We start from the raw sequence: 17,683 nt of genomic DNA on the forward strand, positions 1-17,683 counted from the left end.
GGCCTAAGGGGCTGTCCTGGTTTCGACGTGGGTTCGGAATCGTGCGGTGCATGTCGAGCTTGAGTCACGCTCGTTAATCTCGATTTAACAAACTAACTGCAAACGACGAACGTTTCGCACTCGCTGCTTAATTGCCAGTGAGCCTTGCAACAGTTGGCCTGTGGGCTGGGCAAGGGGGTTCTGAGCAATCAGTGCCTCCCGGCTGCAAGGATAATTACATAGGCTGGTTCTGATCCGGGTACCTTGGGTCAGGACAAGAAAATAGGGTACTGGCGGCTCGTGTAGCGTGCGACTGCGCGACACGGGCGGCGAGATTTAAAACAGACCGCTAAACATGTAGATCTGCCCGGTAAAGGCTTACGGACGCGGGTTCAATTCCCGCCAGCTCCACCATAACCCCATCCAAGGGCGTCCACACTAATCCAGTGGACGCCCTTTTTCTTTGGTGAATCAACGACTTGCAGTCCATGGCCGTCTACAGCCGTCCATGCCCAGCCAGGCAAAAGCGGGGGTACAAGTGGGGGTACAAACCCAGAAATCTGGTGAAATCGGTGTTTTGTACCCCCACTTCCCCTCTGTAGAAGGGGGGTCGCCATAGGGGAATCTGTACCCCCACCGGCTGCCTTCATCCCTCGTTTTGTACCCCCCATGCTGACTGACCATGTGTGCTGCAATGCTGTATGTCCCCCCGAGCGCAAGCAAGCGCGATTCAGGGGTTCCATCAGCGGCCCGCGCTTAACTACCGGGCGCCTGCCGCTTCTTTGTGTGCTGCGGTGCGCACGGTGGCGTCACTCAGATCAGCAAGCATGAGGCTCATTTCCTTCGTGACGCGAAACACGACATAGATCAATACGGCCGCCAGCAGTCCGCCCATGGCAGGGCCCGGCCCGCTGGGGGAGCGAAGGGTGATCCAGAAACCCGATACCAGGGAGAGCACGGCCAGAACGATGCCCACCCAGTAAATGATGTTGACCGCCGCTCGGAAGGTGGGATAAATGCTCTCTGCCCGCATGACACGCGCAAACTCGATGTGATCGAGTGGGGCGTAGCGTGGCTTTGCGGGGGGAAGGGTGGCGCTGCCCATGGGGCGCGAGATGGGGCCGTTGCGCAGGGCTTCTTCGACCTTGCGGTAAATGGCGCCACAGTGTGCGCAGGCCTCGGGCTCCGTGCCGTCGTAGGGGGTGGATTTACCGCACTTCAGACACTGCTTGGTTTTGCTCATTGACTCTCTCCAACATCATTGGCGGACTCAGGGAGCGGTGCTACATCCGTATGCGCTTGCCTGACCCTGATCAGCTTCCCCACAGCTTGGCCAAATACCTGCTTGCGCTGGCGACCGATGGCGTTGAGCGCTGTGTAAACCGGGCTGCAGCCCGGCTGAGGGGAGTGCGTTCGAGGATGCCACAGCAGCGGTAAATATCGGCATGCCTCGCGGTCGAATGACATTCTTTGGCAAAGTGGTGCTATCTATGTCCTAGAACGACAGAACTGCAGCCATCGTTGGATTTTGTGGCGATGTGCCAGTCGACGTCTGCGGTGGCGGCTGTGCTCTACCACGCGGCCGCCTTGCGGCTATTTGGCACAACGCGAGACACGAAAAATGGGGAGTGAGCGCGGCGGAAAATACGAGTTCCGGCCAAAAAAAATGGCCCGCACGGGGCGGGCCGAACTATTGCTTCTCGCGCACAGGGAAGGAGCGAAACCGTCCGATTGACGGTACCGAGATCCTAAACGTGCCAAGCTTCTGCCCGCCGCGGCCGCGGGGCGCCAGCGTGACATAAGTCGCATTCTGCGGAAGTAGGATGGGGTGGCAGCACGGCGCCGCCCGCAGCTCAGTGGCAGGCTACAACCGTGCAATCGCTGTAGCCAGGGCGACGGCAAGGAACTGCACGCCGAAAAAAATGAAAAGGATGGGCATGACCGCGAACCTTGTACCGGGCGAAGCGACGATGCTAGGGGGGTGCTTGGTGTGCAAGGGTCCGACAGCAGCGGGCTCCGGTATAGGCGGTTTCCTACAGGTTGCGTGTGGTTGGGGCTTTGTTGCAAGCGCGTGTCGCATATGCAGGCGCAGGGCGCACAGCGCACTTGTAGCTTGGTGTATCAGTCCTTGAGTGGGGCAGGGGCTGCGGCGCACAATGCTCGTTCGTTCAGGCCGGAGGCCCCCATGCCAATGGAGTACTTGCGAAAACTGGAGCGCGATGCGCTTCCTCTGATTGAGTCCGACGTCGGCAACATCGACAAGTTGCGCATCTTGCGCGCAGCTGGCATGGTCGAGGTCCAGCTTCCGGCCGTGGATTCACCCCTTCAAAAAGCCCAGGTGCTGTATGTCACGGGCCTGGGTTGTGCGACCCTGCGGGCATCTGCCTTGCGCAAACCCACCCCCCGGCATCTGGCGGCCTGTGATCTGGAGTCGTCTTTCGACTGAGAGCGACTTCGTCGCTTGCCGGCAGGGCGCTTACCGAGCCGGTCCTGTCCTACAGATTGATGCGCTGCACAAGCAATATGCGGCCCGCCCCCGCCTTCTAGGATGAGCCCATCCATGTAACTGGCACCGCCAGGGGAAAGGCACCTATGAGCAGTTGGTACAAGTTGGGGTTGGGGAACGATGACCAGGCTTTCGAACCGACGCTGCGCATCCAGCAGATGTTCATGTCGAAGTTCCTGATGTGCCCTCCGGGCTCCGGCAGGGCACTTTTTTCATGCTACGACAAGGAAAAGGACGAACTCTGGTTGTACTTTTCCCCTGCCGCGGAGGACATCGCGTTGCGCGTTTACGCCGAGCCTTGCGAGCCGCCCACGGCCCTGGACTGCATTGGCCTGTTGGCGGGCGAGGGAGACGCGCTGGGCCGGGAGATGGACGAACCTGCACTGTGGGCGAAGGCTGCCTGACCTGTCGCGTGGACGGAGCGGCGAGTGCGCCGGTGTGGGGAGGAGCGCGCGGTGCACCTGCTTGTCGGAGTGCTCCTACAAACGCGCGCAGAGCGTTCCCACGAAGAACTGGCCGCCGTGCTGCGCCAATCATTTCATGGCTTGGCCGCGTTCCCTGCGAGCGCGCCGGAGCTTGATTCAAGGAGTGTGCGCCATGTTCTCTTTTGATTTATTGAGTCCTCGGACTCAGGATTCTCCGGGTTTGCCGCCCTTGCAAATGGGACAGCTGGGCGATGGTGCCCTGCAGCGCCAGCAAACCGATCACCTGCCCAACGACCGCTGGGATGCGCACGGTGTCGAACGCGAGCTGCAGTTTGCGGATTTGGGCACCCGCGAAATGCAGGCGATGGGCTGAGGAAACAGTCCTTCGCCTCTAGCGTTCATGCTCACCCTGCATATCCGCCCGGACGGTGATCACCAGGTGGTGGCCCGCGTTTTTGATGGGAAGCGACTGATCGGCGAGCCCACGTTCCACCCCCAGTTGGAGCAGGCCATCAAGGCCTATGGCGATGCCCGCTTTCACTCGCCCGAGGTCGCCGCATCCTCTGCCTACGATCTCTGGTTTCGCGGCTGGACGGTGGGTGCCGTGACCGTGGAGCAAATGCGTGAGGATGCACACGCCTTGGCCCGGCGACTGGTCATGCTCGCCGCCGTGATGCGGTAGGGGCCTGATCGCCCACCGCAATGGCTGCGCGGGCTTGGCTGCACACGAAACAAAGTGAAATAAAACGAAACTGCGCGGAGATTACGCCCGGCGCGGCCCGCGGCACCATGGGTTCCATGTTCCACACGTCCCTGAAAGGACAACTGCATGAAACCCTGGATCAAGAAAACCCTGATGGGCATCTTTGGCGCGTCCATCGCCGTGGGCGGTCTCACCGCCTGCTCCAGCAGCCACTACCACCGCGGCCCGATGAGCGCCGAAAAGATGGCCGAGGTGCGCGGCAAGATTGTGGATCGGATCAGCAGCAAGCTGGATCTGAACGCGGAGCAAAAGAGCAAGCTCAACGTGCTGGCCGACAAGCTGCAGACGCAGCGTGCCGCGCTCCGTGGATCGGCCCAAGACCCGCGCGCAGAAATGCAGGCGGTGGTCGCCGGTCCGAAGTTCGACCGGGCCCGCGCACAGGCGCTGGTGGATGAAAAGACGCGAACGCTGCAGGCAGGCAGCCCGGAAGTCATCGGTGCGCTGGCCGACTTCTATGACAGCCTGAACGCCGACCAGCAGCAGAAGATGCGCGATCTGATGCAGCGGCGCCGCGGCTGGATGTCCCACGGTTGAGGACGGGAGGGCGCCGCATGTCTCCCCACCTGGACACCATTCGCTACCTGGCGCAGGGCGTTCGGCAGCACGGGCCGGCGCTGTTGGCGGGCACGCCCGATCCCCATGACGAGCTCATGTCGCTGGTGTGGGGGCCGCGCTTCGACCGCGAGCACGCCCTGGGCCTGGTCGCTCGCCAGCCCGGCGTGGCTGCCGAGTCCTTGCCCGCGCTGCTGGCGGCCGCCGACCGTTTTGATGCCCTCAAGGCCGGTGCGCAAGGGCGCTTGCGCCGGCTCATCGTCAGGCACCGTGCCCTCAGCGGCGCGGGCGGGGACGCGCCGTCGATTGCCGGCGGCGCGGATTGCTGAGAGTGTGAAAATCGCGCATGCACCGCATTTTGCTCATTGACGACGATGCCCAGCTGGGTGCGCCGCTGGCCGCTTATTTCCGGAGGTTCGAGCTGGAATTGGTCCACGCCCTGACCCCCAGCAATGGGCTGGCCCAGCTGGCGGCAGGGGGCTTCGATGCCGCGATTCTGGACGTCATGCTGCCCGAGATGGACGGTTTTGAACTGTGCCGCACCATCCGCAAGCAGGGTGACTTGCCCATCGTGATGCTCACCGCCCGGGGTGACGTGATGGACCGCGTGGTGGGCCTGGAGCTGGGCGCCGACGACTACTTGCCCAAGCCCTTCGAGCCGCGGGAACTCGTGGCCCGCCTGCAAACGGTGCTGCGCCGGCTGCGCGCGGGCGGGGCGGTGGCTGGGGCCCAGGGGCCGCTGGAGTTCGAGGGCTTGAGCATCGATGCCGCGCGCCGCAGCGTGTTGCGCCATGGCGAGGCGCTGGAACTGACGGGGACTGAGTTCGATCTGCTGCACCTGCTGGCGCGCGAGCCCGGCAAGGTGTTCAGCCGGGACGACATCCTGAACCAGCTGCGCGGCCACGAGGCCGAGCTGTACACCCGGGCGGTGGACATTGTGGTCAGCCGCTTGCGCAAGAAGCTGGAGCCGCTCGACTGCATCAAGACGCTGCGCAACGCCGGCTACTCCCTTGCCCTGCGCCGATCTGCCGCGCCCGCGCCATGAGAATCCGCATGAGAGCCTGGGGCGCCGCGCGTTTCCACGATCCGCAGTGCAAGCACGACCCGGACTGCCCCTGGCACCGGCGCGCGCGCGACGCCGTCGGGTATTCGCTGCACCTGCGGCTGGTGCTGGTGTTCATGGCGCTGGCAGTCACGGTGGCCATCGTGTTCATGGCCGGGATGCAGAAGGTGGTGGCGCTGGGCTGGAAGGAAGCCGCCCGCCCGCTGTTGATGGACTATGTGGACCGGCTGACCGCCGAGATCGGCAGCCCCCCGAGCATTGAGCGCGCCCAGGCGATTGCCGACCGCTTGCCCGTCACGTTGCGCATCGACGGCCCGCAGGTGCAGTGGGATTCCCATCCCGACCGGCCGCGCCCTGACTGGATGAGCGACAAGGTGCAGCGCCAGGACCATTGGAGCCGCGAGGACACCGGCTACCGGCTGCTGCACCGCACGACGGCCGATGGCCACCATATCGAGTTCGGGCTCAATGCACTCTCGTGGGACAAGCGGCCGCGCATTGCCTGGGGCACGCTCACGGTGCTGCTGCTGCTGACTGCGCTGGCCTACGTCTACGTGCGGCACCTGCTGCGGCCGCTGGACGACATCCGACGTGGCGCGCAGCGCTTTGGCCGGGGCGAGTTTGGCGAGGTGATTCCGGTGCGCCACGCCCACCGGCCCGATGAGCTCGGGCAGCTGGCCGCCACCATCAACACCATGGGGGAAGACATCCACCAGATGCTGGAGGCCAAGCGGGCACTGCTGCTGGCCATGAGCCATGAGCTGCGCAGCCCGCTGACGCGCGCGCGCCTGAACACCGAACTGCTGCCCGAGACCGCCGAAGTCCAGGCCCAGCGCGCGGCCCTGCTGCGCGACCTGGGCGAAATGGCGCGGCTGATCACCGACTTGCTGGAGAGCGAGCGCTTGGCCGGCCGCCACGCGGCGCTGCAGCGCGAACCCACCGACCTGGCCGCGCTGGCCCGCGAGGTGGTGACCGAGCTGGAACCGCGCCACCCCGGTGCCCAGGCCGTGGCGCTGCATGTGCAAAGCGGCAGCCTGCCGCCGTGCACCGTCGATCGCTCGCGCGTGCGCCTGCTGATGCGCAACCTGCTGGACAACAGCCTGCGCCACAATGACCCTGCCGCAGCCCCCCCGGAGATGCACGTGCGGCTGCACGATGGCGTGGTGGAGATCGAGGTGCGCGACTACGGCCCTGGTGTGCCCCCCGAGCACCTGCCCCACCTGGCCCAGGCGTTCTACCGGCCGGACACGGCGCGCCAGCGCGCAACCGGCGGGGTAGGGCTGGGCCTGTACCTGTGCCGTCTGGTGGCCCAGGCCCACGGGGGCAGCCTGCAAGTGCGCAACGCCGATCCAGGCCTGGCCGTGACGGCACGCCTGCCGTGCGCCAGCTGAAGCTGGGCCTCCGCCCCCGTGCACCGCGGCGGTGCACCTGCCGCCGCCACGGGACGCGCGGTCGCGGCCGGGCAAGGCTGCGCAGTGTTCGGGCCGAAGTTTGATAGAAATCGGCCTCTAGCGCTTACCTGTAAAGCGCAAGCAGCTATTCATTTAATAGCAATCTGCCAGCCGGGCAGTTGTAACGCGCGCGCTGCCGCCGCCCGCCCGCTGAACTTGGCCTCCATCTTGCTTGATGAGGTGACCCATCCCGGGAACGGCGGCATTTAGCGTTTACCCTGTATATACAGGTATGCTCCGGCTGTCATCATCCGGCGACGGACATTGGTGCCGTCCGGGCATGGGCATCCAGGCAATGACTTTCAAACAGGAGCAGAAGATGACTCGATCGGTTGTGAAGTGGACGTCGCTGGCAGCGGCTGCGGCATGCGTGGCGGGCTTGGCCGGGGCGGCCCACGCGCAGGACACCAAGATTGTGCTGGGCATGTCCGGCTGGACGGGCTTTGCACCGCTGACGCTGGCCGACAAGGCCGGCATCTTCAAGAAGAACGGCCTGGATGTGGAGATCAAGATGATCCCGCAGAAGGACCGCCACCTGGCCCTGGCCTCCAAATCCATCCAGTGCGCCGCGACCACCGTGGAGACCCATGTGGCCTGGAACGCCAACGGCGTACCCATCGTGCAGATCTTCCAGATGGACAAGTCCTATGGCGCCGACGGCCTCGCGGTGCGCGGCGACATCAAGGGCTTTGCCGACCTCAAGGGCAAGACCATCGGCGTGGACGCGCCCGGCACCGCTCCGTATTTCGGCCTGGCGTGGATGCTCAGCAAGAACGGCATGAGCCTCAAGGACGTGAAGACCACCACGCTCTCGCCCCAGGCGGCAGCACAAGCCTTCGTGGCGGGGCAGAACGACGCTGCCATGACGTACGAGCCCTACCTGTCCACCGTGCGTGAGAACCCCAGCGCCGGCAAGATTCTGGCCACCACGCTCGACTACCCCATGGTGATGGACACCGTGGGCTGCGACCCCACCTGGCTGAAGGCCAACGGCAAGGCCGCGCAGGCGCTGGCCAACTCGTACTTCCAGGCGCTGGACATGATCAAGGCCGACCCCACCAAGTCCAACGAGATCATGGGCGCCGCCGTCAAGCAGACGGGCGAGCAGTTTGCCAAGTCGTCGTCCTTCCTGCGCTGGCAGGACAAGGCCGCCAACCAGAAGTTCTTTGCGGGCGAACTGCAAGCCTTCATGAAGGACGCCACGGCGATCCTGCTGGAGGCCGGCATCATCCGCAAGGCACCCGAGGATCTGGCCGTCACGTTCGACGCGAGCTTCATCAAGTAAATAGACGGAAGAAGAGCGCTCCATGTCCGCCGTGCAACCCCTGTCCGTTTCTGAGCCAAAGGCCCTCGTGCGCCGGCGCTCGCTGGCCCCGCTGGAGCCTGTGAGCAGCCGAGCCCGCTGGATGCTGGGGCTGGCCTTTTTCGCCCTGTTTGTGGCGGTGTGGGCGTTCTTCACCTTGGGCGGCTTTGTGTCGCCCACCTTCCTGGCCAGCCCCGTCACCATGGTGAAAGAAGGCTGGCTGCTGTTCACCGAATACGGCTTCATCAAAGACATCGGCATGACCATCTGGCGCGTGGTCGGTGGCTTCATCCTGGCGGCGGTCATTGCAGTGCCACTGGGCATTGCGATGGGCGCGTACAAGGGGGTCGAGGCGTTCTTTGAGCCCTTCATCTCGTTCTGCCGCTACCTGCCTGCTTCGGCTTTCATTCCGCTGCTGATCCTGTGGGCGGGCATTGGCGAGGCGCAGAAAATCCTCGTCATCTTCATCGGCTCGGTCTTCCAGATCACGCTGATGGTGGCTGTCACCGTGGGTGGCGCGCGGCGCGACCTGGTGGAGGCCGCCTACACGCTGGGCGCGGGCCACAAGGGCATCGTCACGCGGGTGCTCATCCCCGGCGCGGCGCCCGAGATCGCCGAGACCCTGCGCCTGGTGCTGGGCTGGGCCTGGACCTATGTGATCGTGGCCGAGCTGATCGGATCATCGAGCGGCATCGGCCACATGATCACCGACAGCCAGTCGCTGCTCAACACCGGCCAGATCATCTTCGGCATCATCATCATCGGCCTCATCGGGCTGGTGTCCGACTTCGCCTTCAAGGCGCTCAACCACCGTCTGTTTGCCTGGAGTTTTGTGCGATGAGCAGCGTATCCATCCAAGCCGTCTCGCGCACCTTCGAGGGGCACAAGGGCCAGCGCACGCAGGCCCTGCTGCCGGTCGATTTTGAAGTGCGTGACAACGACTTTGTCACCATCCTCGGCCCCTCGGGCTGCGGCAAGTCCACGCTGCTGCGCATCGTCGCGGGCCTGGACCACGCCACCGGCGGCCGGGTGCTGCTGGACGGTGTGCCAGTGGAAGGCCCTGGCGCCGACCGCGGCATGGTGTTCCAGAGCTACACCCTGTTCCCCTGGCTCACCATCGAGCAGAACATCCGCTTTGGCCTGCGCGAGCGGGGCATGCCCGACGCGCAGCAAAAAGAGCGCGCCGCGTACTTCATCGCCAAGGTGGGCCTGCGCGGTTTCGAGCAGCACTTTCCCAAGCAGCTGTCGGGCGGCATGCAGCAGCGCACCGCCATTGCGCGCGCGCTGGCCAACGACCCCAAGATTTTGCTGATGGACGAGCCCTTCGGCGCGCTCGACAACCAGACCCGCGTGCTCATGCAAGAGCTGCTGCTGGGCATCTGGGAGGCCGAACGCAAGACCGTGCTGTTTGTCACCCACGACATCGACGAAGCCATCTTCATGGCCAACCGCGTGGCCGTGTTCAGCGCGCGGCCCGGCCGCATCAAGACCGAGCTGGCGGTGGACTTGCCCCACCCACGCCATTACACGATCAAGACCAGCCCCGAGTTCATGGACCTCAAGGCGCGTCTCACCGAAGAGATCCGCGCCGAATCCATGGCGGCTGACCTGCACTGATCTGAACCCGCAACAGTCCCGCATCCACCCATGAGCGTCCGTCCATCCCGCCGCCCGACCGCCGCTGCACCGCGCAGCGCCACGCCTGCCAAGGCCGTGGCCTCGGCGGCTGCGCCCGCGCAGGCCATGGCGCTGTACGAGCAGGTCAAGGACCACATTGCGCGCAAGATCCAGGAAGGCATCTGGCGCGCGGGCGACCGCCTGCCGTCCGAGAACGAGCTGGTCACCCAGTTCGGCATCTCGCGCATGACGGTGAACCGCGCGCTGCGCGAACTGGTGGAGCAGGGCCGCATCGTGCGGGTGGCGGGCGTGGGCAGCTTCGTGGCGGAGGCCAAGCCCCAGTCCACGCTCTTGCAAATTGCCAACCTGGCCAGCGAAATCCGCCAGCGCGGGCACGACTACCGCTGCGACGTGCTGGCGGTGGAGCGCACCTCCGCCACGCTGGAGGTGGCCGCCGCGCTGGACCTGCGCACCGGCGAGTCGGTGTTCCATTCGCTGTGCATCCACCGCGAGGACGGCCTGCCCGTGCAACTGGAAGACCGCTACGTGAACCCGCGCCAGGTGCCGCAGTTCGCCGCGCAGGACTTCACGCAACTGCAGCCCTCCGAATACCTGGTGCGCAACGTGCCCTTCGACCAGATCGAACACGTGGTCGATGCCGTCATGCCCACCGCCGAGCAGGCCGCTCTGCTGGAGATGTCTCCGCAGGAGCCGTGCCTGCTGCTCACCCGCCGCACCTGGTCGCGCGGCGTGCCGATCACCGTGGTGCGGTGTCTGCACCCGGCCACCCGTTACCGCCTGGGCAGCCGCTTCCGAGCCGACGGCAATCCGGTAGCGGGCTGAATTTTCTTTCGCCAAAAAGCACATAGTTTTTCGCTTGTACCTACTTGTATATACAGGATCAACGCCATGACCCACAACGCACCCCCCATCGCCCTGCATCCCGGCCGCGTCACGCTGGCGGAGCTGCGCCGCATCCACGCCGGGCCCGTGCAACTGGTGCTGGATGCGTCGGCGCGCGCGGGCCTGCAGCCGTCCCTGGCCACAGTGCAGCGCATCGTGGAGGAAGACCAGGTGGTCTATGGCATCAACACCGGCTTCGGCAAGCTGGCCAGCACCAAGATCGCACACGACCGCCTGGCCGATCTGCAGCGCAACCTAGTGCTGTCGCACAGCGTGGGCACGGGCGACCCGCTGCCCGACGACGTGGTGCGCCTCATCCTGGCGACCAAGGCCGTGAGCCTGGCGCGCGGCCATTCGGGCGTGCGGCCCGAGCTGGTGGATGCGCTGCTGGCGCTGGCCAACGCCAATGTGCTGCCGGTGATTCCGGCCAAGGGCTCGGTGGGCGCATCGGGCGACCTGGCGCCGCTGGCGCACCTGGCTTGCGTGCTGATCGGGGAAGGGCAGGCCAAGGTGGACGGCAAGGTGGTGCCGGGCGCGGAGGCCATGCGTTCCATCGGCCTGCAGCCTTTTGTGCTGGGCCCCAAGGAAGGGCTGGCGCTGCTCAACGGCACGCAGGTGTCTACCTCGCTGGCGCTGGCGGGTTTGTTCGGCGCCGAGAGCGTGTTTGCTGCCGCGCTGGTCGCGGGCTGCCTGTCGCTCGAAGCCATCAAGGGCTCGGTCAAGCCGTTTGATGCGCGCATCCACGAAGCACGGGGGCAGGCCGGGCAGATCGCCGTGGCGGCTGCCGTGCGTGCGCTGCTGGACGGCAGCGCCATCGACCCTTCGCACCCCAACTGCGGCCGCGTGCAAGACCCTTATTCGATCCGCTGCGTGCCGCAGGTGATGGGCGCGTGCCTGGACAACCTGCACCACGCGGCGCGCGTATTGACCATCGAGGCGAACGCTGCGTCGGACAACCCCTTGGTCTTCGACAACGGCGACGTGATCTCCGGCGGCAACTTCCACGCCGAGCCCGTGGCCTTTGTGGCCGACATCATCGCGCTGGCCGTGGCCGAGATCGGCGCCATCTCGGAGCGCCGCCTGTCGCTGCTGCTTGACCCGGGCCTGTCGGGCCTGCCCGCGTTCCTGATCCGCGACAGCGGCGTGAACTCAGGCTTCATGATCGCCCAGGTCACCGCCGCCGCATTGGCCGCCGAAAACCAGTGCCTGGCCAACCCCAGCAGCGTGACCAGCCTGCCCACCTCGGCCAACCAGGAAGATCACGTTTCCATGGCCACCTACGGCGCGCGCCGCCTGGGCGACATGGTGCGCAACGCGGCGGTGATGGTCGGCATCGAGGCCATGGCCGCCGCGCAGGGCATGGAGTTCGACCGAAGCCTGAAGTCTTCCCCCTTGGTGGAGGAGCAATTCGCCGCCATCCGCAAGCGTGTGGCCTACCTGGAGCAGGACCGCTACCTCGCCCCCGACATCGAAGCCATGCGCGCCTGGGCCCAGCAGTCCACCTGGCCTGCAGCGCTCACGCAATGCCTGCCCAGCTTCGCCTGATTTTTTCCACGCACACCCACTGATTCACAGGAGTCCACCATGAACGCCAACGACGCCATCATCGCTGCCGCCACTTCGTCCTCCAGCACCGACCCCCGCCACGACGCCAGCCGCGTTGTCCGCGCGCCGCGCGGCAGCCAGCTCACCTGCAAGAGCTGGCTCACCGAGGCCGCCTACCGCATGATCCAGAACAATCTCGACCCCGAGGTGGCCGAGCGCCCGCAGGACCTGGTGGTGTACGGCGGCATCGGCCGCGCAGCGCGCAACTGGGCGTGTTTTGACCAGATCCTGGCCTCGCTCAAGGACTTGAACGATGACGAATCCCTGCTCATCCAGTCCGGCAAGCCCGTGGGCGTGTTCAAGACCCACGCCAACGCGCCCCGCGTGCTGCTGGCCAACTCCAACCTGGTGCCCAAGTGGGCGAACTGGGAGCACTTCAGCGAGCTGGACCAGAAGGGCCTGTTCATGTACGGCCAGATGACGGCGGGCAGCTGGATCTACATCGGCACCCAGGGCATCGTGCAGGGCACCTACGAGACCTTTGCCGAGGCCGGTCGCCAGCACTACGGCGGTTCGTTGGCGGGCAAGTGGATCCTCACGGCGGGCCTGGGCGGCATGGGCGGCGCGCAGCCGCTGGCCGCCACCTTTGCGGGTGCGGTGTCGCTCAACATCGAATGCCAGCAAAGCAGCATCGACTTCCGCCTGCGCACGCGCTATGTGGACAAGCAGGCGCGCGACATCGACCACGCCATTGAACTCATCCAGCAGCACACAGCCGCCAAGGAGGCCATCTCCATCGCGCTGCTGGGCAACGCGGCCGAGGTGTTGCCCGAACTGGTCAAGCGTGCCAAGGCAGGTGGCCTGAAGCCCGACCTGGTCACCGACCAGACCTCCGCCCACGACCTCGTCAACGGCTACCTGCCCGCAGGGTGGACGGTGGCGCAGTGGCGTGCCGCGCAGCAGGACGTGACCCAGCACGAAGTGCTGAAGAAGGCCGCCGCCAAGTCGTGCGCCGTGCACGTGCAGGCCATGCTCGACTTCCAGGCCATGGGCATCCCCACTGTGGACTATGGCAACAACATCCGCCAGGTGGCGTTCGATGAGGGTGTGAAGAACGCCTTCGACTTCCCCGGCTTTGTGCCTGCCTACATCCGCCCGCTGTTCTGCGAAGGCAAGGGCCCGTTCCGCTGGGTGGCGCTCTCGGGCGACCCGGAGGACATCCGCAAGACCGACGCCAAGATCAAGGAACTGTTCCCCGAGAACAAACACGTGCACCGCTGGCTCGACATGGCGGGCGAGCGCATCGCCTTCCAGGGCCTGCCCGCGCGCATCTGCTGGCTGGGCCTGGGCGAGCGCCACCTCGCGGGCCTGGCCTTCAACGAGATGGTGAAGAGCGGCGAGCTGAAGGCGCCCATCGTCATCGGCCGCGACCACCTGGACACCGGCAGCGTGGCCAGCCCCAACCGCGAGACCGAAGCCATGAAGGACGGCACCGACGCCGTGAGCGACTGGCCGCTGCTCAACGCGCTGCTCAACACCGCAGGCGGCGCCACCTGGGTCAGCCTGCACCACGGCGGTGGCGTGGGCATGGGCTACTCGCAGCATTCGGGCATGGTCATCGTGGCCGACGGCACCGAGGCTGCTGCCGAGCGCCTGGCGCGCGTGCTGGTCAACGACTGCGGCAGCGGCGTGATGCGCCATGCCGATGCCGGGTATGAACTGGCCGTGGAGACGGCGAAGAAGCAGGGCCTGAACCTGCCCATGGTGAAGTGATGCGGCCGGTGATGGGAGGACGGGGCAGGGCGGCGGGATGAAAAAAAGGGACTGCATTCCCACCCAATGGGAATGCAGGGTAGGAATGCCGCTGCAATCCTTTGATACTGGACCGATGCCCGCCCACGGACCCACCTCTGTTGCCGCCGCCGACCGTATCCTGCACGTGCTGGCCTTGCTGGCGCAGCAGGGGCAGCCCATGTCGGCGGCCGAGCTGATGGAGGCCACCGGGCTCGCGCGCAGCACCTTGTACCGCCAGCTGGCGCGGCTCAAGCTCTGGGGCTTCGTGCTGGAGAGCAATGGGCACTATGCGCCAGGGCCGCTCAGCCTGCAGCTGGCGCTGGGGTTCGACCTGGCGTCGCACCTGGTGCACCAGGCGCGGCCGGACATGCAGGCGCTGGCGCGGCAGTCCAACGAGAGCGTGGGCCTGGTGGTGGCCGTGAACGACAGCGTTGTCTGCCTGGACATGGTGGACAGCACCCAGGCGTTGCGCTGCTCTTTCGAGAAAGGGCGCAGCGTGCCTTTGCGCAGCGGCGCCTCGGCCAAATGCCTGTTGGCCCACCTGGCGCCGACAGCGCGCGGCGCACTGCTGGATCTGCACTACGGCGACAACCCGGCGCGTCGGCAGGCGGCGCAGGATGAACTCGATGCCATTGCCAAGGCGGGCTACGCCGTCAGCGCCGGCGAGGTGGACGAGGGCGTCTGGGGTGTCAGCGTGCCCGTGTTCGGCTCGCCCCGGCAGGCAGCCGGCGCCATCACGCTGATGGCACCGATCTTGCGGGCCCAGGGGCAGGAGTCCGCGCTCATCGGCATGGCCGTGGTCGCTGCGGCGCGCATCTCCCGCCGGCTCACCCCTTCGTGAATTTCCCGGAATCCCCCTTTCCTTTTTTCCCCCTACTCAAGGAGCTTTCCCATGACCCCTCGCCGCAACCTTCTCCTGGCCGGTCTCGCCGCTGCCGCCGCCATGTGCACCACGGGCGCCCAGGCCCAGGACAACGTGCTGCGCGTCGGCACCGACGCCACCTTTCCGCCCATGGAGTTCGTGGAGAACGGCAAGCGCACCGGCTTTGACGTCGAACTGGTGGAGGCCGTGGCCAAGTCCATGGGCAAGCAGGTCGAGTGGGTGGATATCGACTTCAAGGGCCTGATTCCGGGCCTGATCTCCAAGCGTTTCGACATGGCGGTATCGGCCATCTACATCACCGACGAGCGCAAGAAGGTGGTGGACTTCACCGATTCGTACTACGCCGGGGGTCTGGTGGTGATGGTGAAGGCCGACAACAAGGCCATCAACAAGCTGGCCGACCTGGATGGCAAGAAGGTCAGTGTGCAAGTGGGCACCAAGTCGGTGGCGTACCTGACCGAAAAATTCCCCAAGGTGCAGCGTGTCGAGGTCGAGAAGAACCAGGAAATGTTCAACCTGGTGGACATCGGCCGCGCGGATGCGGCGGTGACCGGCAAGCCCGCCGCCTACCAGTACGTGCGCACCCGCCCCGGCCTGCGCGTGCTGGAAGAGCAGCTCACCACCGAGGAATATGGCATGGCCCTGCGCAAGGACACGCCCGAGCTGACCCGCGCCGTGAACGCCGCCATCGCCAAGCTCAAGGCCGACGGTACCTACGCCGCCATCGTGAAGAAGTGGTTTAGCGGCAGCGCGGCTGCCAAGTAACCCGGCAGGCTGACCGACAAAACGATCTGAGCGATGGAACTCGATTTTTCTCCCGTATGGGCGGGCATTCCCCAGCTGCTGCAGGGCGCGGTGGTGACGGTGGAAATCACCGCCGCCTCGCTGCTGCTGGGCTGCGTGATGGGCCTGCTGGTGGGCATTGGCCGCCTCAACCCCCGGAACCGCGTGGTCTACAGCCTGTGCACGGCCTACGTGGCGGCCATCCGCGGCACGCCGCTGCTGGTGCAGCTGTTCATCCTGTTCTTTGGCCTGCCGCAGTTCGGCGTGCTGCTGCCCGCGTTCGTGTGCGGCGTGATCGGCCTGGGCATTTACTCGGGGGCGTATGTGTCCGAGATCGTGCGCGGCGCCATCCAGTCCATCGACAAGGGGCAGATGGAGGCGGCGCGCTCCATCGGCATGTCCTCGGGCATGGCGATGCGCACGGTGATCCTGCCCCAGGCCGTGGTGCGGATGATTCCGCCGCTGGGCAACGAGTTCATCGCGCTGATCAAGAACTCGGCCCTGGTGTCGCTGCTCACCATCCACGACCTGATGCACGAGGGGCAGAAGATCATCAGCGTGTCCTACCGTTCGCTGGAGGTGTACCTGGCCATTGCCGTGGTGTACTTCGTGCTTACCGGGCTGACCACGCTGGCCCTGCGCCACATGGAACTGCGCCTGCGGGCGGGAGGGATGGTGCAATGACCGCCGCCAGCAACCCCATCGCAGAAGGAACCCGGCAGCAGGAGCCCATGGTGCGCATCCGCGGCCTGCGCAAGGCCTATGGCGACCATGTCGTGCTCAGCGGCATCGACTTCGACGTACAGCCCTCGCAGGTGGTGGTGGTGATCGGGCCGAGCGGCTCGGGCAAGAGCACCTTCCTGCGCTGCTGCAACGGGCTGGAGCAACCCCAGGGCGGGCGCATCGACATCTGCGGCCGCACGCTGGTGGATCACGGCCAGATGCTGCCCGAGCGCGAGCTGAACGCGCTGCGCGAAGAAGTGGGCATGGTGTTCCAGTCGTTCAACCTGTTTCCGCACCTCTCGGTGCTGGACAACGTGACCCTGGGGCCGCGCAAGCTGCACGGCGTGCCGCGGGCGGACGCGGAAACCCAGGCGCGCGCGCTGCTGGAAAAGGTCGGGCTGGCGCACAAGGCCGACGCCATGCCTGCCAGCCTCTCGGGCGGCCAGAAGCAGCGCGTGGCCATTGCCCGCGCGCTGGCGATGAAGCCCAAGGTCATGCTGTTTGACGAACCCACCTCGGCGCTCGACCCGGAACTGGTGGGCGAGGTGCTGCAGGTCATGAAGCTGCTGGCCCGCGAGGGCATGACCATGATGGTGGTGACCCACGAGATGGACTTTGCGCGCGAGGTGGGCGATGTGGTCGTCGTCATGGACGGCGGCGGCATCATCGAGTCGGGCGCGCCCGCCACCATCTTCACCAACCCCACGCAGGAGCGCACACGTTCGTTCCTGCAGGCCGTGCTCACCCGTGCGTGAGGCGGGCGTGCGCAGGGCGGCGATGACGGTGCAGTACTTTGACCTGGCGGCGTTGCCGCCCACCCCCTGGAAGAACGGCGGTGGCTCCACCCGCGAAGTCGCGTGCTGGCCCGAGCACTCCGGCCTGCAGGACTTTGGCTGGCGCGTGAGCGTGGCGAGCATTGCGTCGGCCGGGCCGTTCTCGTCCTTCCCGGGCATTGACCGCCAGATCATGCTGCTGGAGGGCGACGGGGTGCAGCTGGCCAGCGCTGGCTGGCAGCACACGCTGGACCGCCGCTGGCAGCCGCTGGCCTTCTCCGGCGACGATGCGGTGGACTGCACCTTGCTGGGCGGCGCCTCGACCGACTTCAACCTCATGCTGCGCCGCGGCGCATGGACCGGCTCCCTGCGGGTGCTGCAGGAAGCGCCGCCGCCGGCACGCGCCGGGTTGTGCATGGTGCTGCAGGGTTGCTGGAAAGGCCCGCGCATGCTGGAGCCCGGGCAGGGCCTGTGGTGGGTGGACGCGCCGGGCGCGCACCTTGAGCCGGTGCCCGGCGAAGGCGCTGCGGCGCCGGTGCTGGCCTGGGTGGCACTGGAACGTTGCGCCCCGCAAAGCCCTGGCGGCGCAGGGGCATGAAAAAAGGCATCAAAATTGCCGC

20 protein-coding genes and 1 other RNA gene are annotated in these 17,683 nt (G+C 66.0%); 20 read left to right on the forward strand and 1 reads right to left on the reverse strand.

The window, feature by feature from the left end:
• Positions 1–7 precede the first annotated feature (7 nt).
• Positions 8–393: a transfer-messenger RNA gene (gene ssrA / locus ACOYR3_RS11240) on the forward strand.
• A 346-nt stretch (positions 394–739) separates the two neighbouring features.
• Here ssrA and ACOYR3_RS11245 read toward each other — a convergent pair.
• Entirely contained in the window at positions 740–1,222 is a 483-nt protein-coding gene (locus ACOYR3_RS11245; protein ID WP_422846496.1) for a hypothetical protein, read from the reverse strand.
• A 942-nt stretch (positions 1,223–2,164) separates the two neighbouring features.
• On the opposite strand from ACOYR3_RS11245, the gene ACOYR3_RS11250 reads away from it, so the two are divergent.
• From ACOYR3_RS11250 to ACOYR3_RS11340, 19 genes are all read left to right on the forward strand, one after another.
• Positions 2,165–2,425: a hypothetical protein gene (locus tag ACOYR3_RS11250; protein ID WP_422846497.1), complete on the forward strand. Its 261-nt coding sequence runs from the start codon at positions 2,165–2,167 to the stop codon at positions 2,423–2,425.
• 146 nt (positions 2,426–2,571) lie between these two features.
• Positions 2,572–2,889 (forward strand): hypothetical protein, encoded by a 318-nt coding sequence (locus ACOYR3_RS11255; protein ID WP_422846498.1) that lies wholly within the window; start codon positions 2,572–2,574, stop codon positions 2,887–2,889.
• 193 nt (positions 2,890–3,082) lie between these two features.
• Positions 3,083–3,283 (forward strand): hypothetical protein, encoded by a 201-nt coding sequence (locus ACOYR3_RS11260; RefSeq protein WP_422846499.1) that lies wholly within the window; start codon positions 3,083–3,085, stop codon positions 3,281–3,283.
• Between the two features lie 27 nt (positions 3,284–3,310).
• Positions 3,311–3,592: a hypothetical protein gene (locus ACOYR3_RS11265; protein ID WP_422846500.1), complete on the forward strand. Its 282-nt coding sequence runs from the start codon at positions 3,311–3,313 to the stop codon at positions 3,590–3,592.
• A 147-nt stretch (positions 3,593–3,739) separates the two neighbouring features.
• Positions 3,740–4,207 (forward strand): Spy/CpxP family protein refolding chaperone, encoded by a 468-nt coding sequence (locus ACOYR3_RS11270; RefSeq protein ID WP_422846501.1) that lies wholly within the window; start codon positions 3,740–3,742, stop codon positions 4,205–4,207.
• A 17-nt stretch (positions 4,208–4,224) separates the two neighbouring features.
• Positions 4,225–4,554: a hypothetical protein gene (locus ACOYR3_RS11275; protein WP_422846502.1), complete on the forward strand. Its 330-nt coding sequence runs from the start codon at positions 4,225–4,227 to the stop codon at positions 4,552–4,554.
• Between the two features lie 17 nt (positions 4,555–4,571).
• Positions 4,572–5,270 carry a response regulator transcription factor gene (locus tag ACOYR3_RS11280; RefSeq protein WP_422846503.1) on the forward strand — a complete coding sequence of 233 codons (699 nt, stop codon included), beginning with the start codon at positions 4,572–4,574 and terminating at the stop codon, positions 5,268–5,270.
• A gap of 8 nt (positions 5,271–5,278) precedes the next feature.
• Positions 5,279–6,679: a HAMP domain-containing sensor histidine kinase gene (locus ACOYR3_RS11285; protein WP_422846504.1), complete on the forward strand. Its 1,401-nt coding sequence runs from the start codon at positions 5,279–5,281 to the stop codon at positions 6,677–6,679.
• A gap of 379 nt (positions 6,680–7,058) precedes the next feature.
• A complete protein-coding gene (locus ACOYR3_RS11290) occupies positions 7,059–8,024 on the forward strand; it encodes an ABC transporter substrate-binding protein (protein WP_422846505.1) in 966 nt (321 codons plus the stop codon).
• 22 nt (positions 8,025–8,046) lie between these two features.
• On the forward strand, positions 8,047–8,883 hold the full coding sequence (locus tag ACOYR3_RS11295) for an ABC transporter permease (RefSeq protein WP_422846506.1): 837 nt from the start codon (positions 8,047–8,049) through the stop codon (positions 8,881–8,883).
• Entirely contained in the window at positions 8,880–9,659 is a 780-nt protein-coding gene (locus tag ACOYR3_RS11300; RefSeq protein ID WP_422846507.1) for an ABC transporter ATP-binding protein, read from the forward strand. Before ACOYR3_RS11295 ends, ACOYR3_RS11300 begins: the two co-directional genes overlap by 4 nt.
• 30 nt (positions 9,660–9,689) lie before the next feature.
• Positions 9,690–10,502, forward strand: coding sequence for a histidine utilization repressor (hutC, locus tag ACOYR3_RS11305; protein ID WP_422846508.1), 813 nt, complete (start codon positions 9,690–9,692; stop codon positions 10,500–10,502).
• Between the two features lie 66 nt (positions 10,503–10,568).
• Entirely contained in the window at positions 10,569–12,107 is a 1,539-nt protein-coding gene (gene hutH, locus ACOYR3_RS11310; protein WP_422846509.1) for a histidine ammonia-lyase, read from the forward strand.
• 39 nt (positions 12,108–12,146) lie between these two features.
• Positions 12,147–13,880: a urocanate hydratase gene (gene hutU, locus ACOYR3_RS11315; protein WP_422842488.1), complete on the forward strand. Its 1,734-nt coding sequence runs from the start codon at positions 12,147–12,149 to the stop codon at positions 13,878–13,880.
• A gap of 85 nt (positions 13,881–13,965) precedes the next feature.
• On the forward strand, positions 13,966–14,742 hold the full coding sequence (locus tag ACOYR3_RS11320; RefSeq protein ID WP_422842489.1) for an IclR family transcriptional regulator: 777 nt from the start codon (positions 13,966–13,968) through the stop codon (positions 14,740–14,742).
• Between the two features lie 51 nt (positions 14,743–14,793).
• Positions 14,794–15,549, forward strand: coding sequence for a transporter substrate-binding domain-containing protein (locus ACOYR3_RS11325; RefSeq protein ID WP_422842490.1), 756 nt, complete (start codon positions 14,794–14,796; stop codon positions 15,547–15,549).
• Between the two features lie 33 nt (positions 15,550–15,582).
• Positions 15,583–16,251, forward strand: coding sequence for an amino acid ABC transporter permease (locus ACOYR3_RS11330; RefSeq protein WP_422842491.1), 669 nt, complete (start codon positions 15,583–15,585; stop codon positions 16,249–16,251).
• Positions 16,248–17,045: an amino acid ABC transporter ATP-binding protein gene (locus ACOYR3_RS11335; protein WP_422842492.1), complete on the forward strand. Its 798-nt coding sequence runs from the start codon at positions 16,248–16,250 to the stop codon at positions 17,043–17,045. Before ACOYR3_RS11330 ends, ACOYR3_RS11335 begins: the two co-directional genes overlap by 4 nt.
• A gap of 22 nt (positions 17,046–17,067) precedes the next feature.
• A complete protein-coding gene (locus ACOYR3_RS11340; protein ID WP_422842493.1) occupies positions 17,068–17,661 on the forward strand; it encodes a HutD family protein in 594 nt (197 codons plus the stop codon).
• The last annotated feature ends 22 nt before the right edge of the window (positions 17,662–17,683 follow it).

The sequence above is a fragment of the Acidovorax sp. M2(2025) genome, from assembly GCF_049330835.1.
In the GTDB taxonomy this organism is placed as follows: Bacteria; Pseudomonadota; Gammaproteobacteria; order Burkholderiales; family Burkholderiaceae_C; genus Acidovorax.

Excerpts from the sequence above, each read along its gene's own strand:
- ACOYR3_RS11250 (WP_422846497.1), top strand. The coding sequence starts at position 2,165 with ATGCCAATGGAGTACTTGCGAAAACTGGAGCGCGATGCGCTTCCTCTG.
- ACOYR3_RS11290 (WP_422846505.1), top strand. The coding sequence starts at position 7,059 with ATGACTCGATCGGTTGTGAAGTGGACGTCGCTGGCAGCGGCTGCGGCA.
- ACOYR3_RS11295 (WP_422846506.1), top strand. The coding sequence starts at position 8,047 with ATGTCCGCCGTGCAACCCCTGTCCGTTTCTGAGCCAAAGGCCCTCGTG.
- ACOYR3_RS11300 (WP_422846507.1), top strand. The coding sequence starts at position 8,880 with ATGAGCAGCGTATCCATCCAAGCCGTCTCGCGCACCTTCGAGGGGCAC.
- ACOYR3_RS11325 (WP_422842490.1), top strand. The coding sequence starts at position 14,794 with ATGACCCCTCGCCGCAACCTTCTCCTGGCCGGTCTCGCCGCTGCCGCC.
- ACOYR3_RS11320 (WP_422842489.1), top strand. The coding sequence starts at position 13,966 with ATGCCGCTGCAATCCTTTGATACTGGACCGATGCCCGCCCACGGACCC.
- ACOYR3_RS11260 (WP_422846499.1), top strand. The coding sequence starts at position 3,083 with ATGTTCTCTTTTGATTTATTGAGTCCTCGGACTCAGGATTCTCCGGGT.
- ACOYR3_RS11245 (WP_422846496.1), bottom strand. The coding sequence starts at position 1,222 with ATGAGCAAAACCAAGCAGTGTCTGAAGTGCGGTAAATCCACCCCCTAC.
- ACOYR3_RS11335 (WP_422842492.1), top strand. The coding sequence starts at position 16,248 with ATGACCGCCGCCAGCAACCCCATCGCAGAAGGAACCCGGCAGCAGGAG.
- hutC (WP_422846508.1), top strand. The coding sequence starts at position 9,690 with ATGAGCGTCCGTCCATCCCGCCGCCCGACCGCCGCTGCACCGCGCAGC.
- hutH (WP_422846509.1), top strand. The coding sequence starts at position 10,569 with ATGACCCACAACGCACCCCCCATCGCCCTGCATCCCGGCCGCGTCACG.
- ACOYR3_RS11340 (WP_422842493.1), top strand. The coding sequence starts at position 17,068 with ATGACGGTGCAGTACTTTGACCTGGCGGCGTTGCCGCCCACCCCCTGG.
- hutU (WP_422842488.1), top strand. The coding sequence starts at position 12,147 with ATGAACGCCAACGACGCCATCATCGCTGCCGCCACTTCGTCCTCCAGC.
- ACOYR3_RS11265 (WP_422846500.1), top strand. The coding sequence starts at position 3,311 with ATGCTCACCCTGCATATCCGCCCGGACGGTGATCACCAGGTGGTGGCC.
- ACOYR3_RS11330 (WP_422842491.1), top strand. The coding sequence starts at position 15,583 with ATGGAACTCGATTTTTCTCCCGTATGGGCGGGCATTCCCCAGCTGCTG.
- ACOYR3_RS11270 (WP_422846501.1), top strand. The coding sequence starts at position 3,740 with ATGAAACCCTGGATCAAGAAAACCCTGATGGGCATCTTTGGCGCGTCC.
- ACOYR3_RS11280 (WP_422846503.1), top strand. The coding sequence starts at position 4,572 with ATGCACCGCATTTTGCTCATTGACGACGATGCCCAGCTGGGTGCGCCG.
- ACOYR3_RS11285 (WP_422846504.1), top strand. The coding sequence starts at position 5,279 with ATGAGAGCCTGGGGCGCCGCGCGTTTCCACGATCCGCAGTGCAAGCAC.
- ACOYR3_RS11275 (WP_422846502.1), top strand. The coding sequence starts at position 4,225 with ATGTCTCCCCACCTGGACACCATTCGCTACCTGGCGCAGGGCGTTCGG.
- ACOYR3_RS11255 (WP_422846498.1), top strand. The coding sequence starts at position 2,572 with ATGAGCAGTTGGTACAAGTTGGGGTTGGGGAACGATGACCAGGCTTTC.